This window comes from Paenibacillus sp. EKM211P (assembly GCF_011066175.1).
GTDB lineage: Bacteria > Bacillota > Bacilli > Paenibacillales > Paenibacillaceae > Paenibacillus > Paenibacillus polymyxa.
In genome coordinates, this window is sequence record NZ_JAAMNS010000044.1 from 1 (window position 1) to 1,287 (window position 1,287).

The following is a 1,287-nucleotide window of genomic DNA, read 5'->3' on the forward strand; positions in this document are numbered from 1 at the left end:
GGGACTGACCCCCATTTGTGAGACAGGGATCAAAACACCTTTCAAGTTTAAGCAACCAGTCGCCTGTAATCTACTGGCGACTGGTTATTTAGTTTCGTTTGAATCCGAATTGAGTTATAGTAGTTGATGTAGTCTCGAACGGTCTGTACAACGATGGCAGTCGTTGTACAGATGAGATCTTCGAGGTAGAACGTTTCAGACTTTAGTGTGGAATGAAATGATTCGATGGGGGCATTATCAGCGGGCGTTCCTTTACGGGACATGCTCATGGTAATGCCTTTTCCCTTTACTGCAGCTTGATATGCCTGTGACGTATACACGCTTCCCTGGTCGCTATGGAGTAGCATGTTTGTCCGTTTTGGAAGTTGATTCAGCGTATCCAAAACCAAGGACGTATCTTGCTTGTCCGCTATACTGTAAGCCACAATTTCTCCGTTGTACAGATCTAGAATGCTGGAGAAGTACAACATCTTACCCCCAAACGGTAAATAGGTGATATCCGTGACGAGCTTTTGCAGGGGCGCCTCGGCATGGAATTGCCGCTTCAGCAGATTTTCCGCTAGATGAGCAGACGGTCCAGTGACCTTTCGTTTCTTCATCCTCACGCGGCACTGTAGCCCCTCACGCTGCATAATCCGCTGAACTCGTTTGTGATTCATTCTTTGCTCTGCCCGAAGGAGTGCGGTGATTTTCCGGTAACCATACCGAAATTTATGATGGATGCAAAGCCCCCGGATTTTCTCCACCGTAGCATCTGTGCGCTCTGTCTTCGCGGCTGCTTTCCAGCGGTAGTAGGTCGCTCTTGCGATCCCGATCCATCTACAAGCCTCAGACACCGTCACTTCGTCTCGAATGGATTCGATCCAGGCAACAGCGACTTCTGGTTCCACCTCCTTTCCAGTTCCTTGTACTTTTTTAGCAGGTCCAATTGCTGCTTCAGGAACCGGTTCTCCGCCTTTACTTTTTCAAGCTCTGAGGAGTGTTCCGGACCTTTTCCGTAGCTGTATTGTTTACCCACAGGCTGCTCCAGACGATGCACTTCGCCTTTTCGATACCACCTCATCCATGTTTTTAGCTGTGTCTTATTCCGTATTCCCAGTTGCTCCATAACCTCTTTTACCGGAACTCTTGCCAATCTCATTTCAATAGCTTTCATCTTTATTTCTAGGGGGTAACTCACTCTCGTTGCCAACGTAAAAACACCTCCAAGGTTATCTCCATATCTTACGACATGGCTTGATTCTCTCGAAAGTGTTTTGATTTGTCTCACGTTATGGGGTCAGTCCC

Annotated in this window: 1 protein-coding gene; it reads right to left on the reverse strand. The window is 47.6% G+C overall.

Going from position 1 to position 1,287, the window contains the following annotated elements; genetic code table 11:
• Positions 1–47: 47 nt before the first annotated feature.
• Positions 48–1,192 (reverse strand): IS3 family transposase gene (locus tag G9G57_RS25245; protein ID WP_164965679.1). Its coding sequence is split into 2 segments (ribosomal slippage): positions 48–919 and positions 919–1,192, totalling 1,146 coding nucleotides; the frame shifts between segments, so codons are not numbered across the junction.
• Positions 1,193–1,287 lie beyond the last annotated feature (95 nt).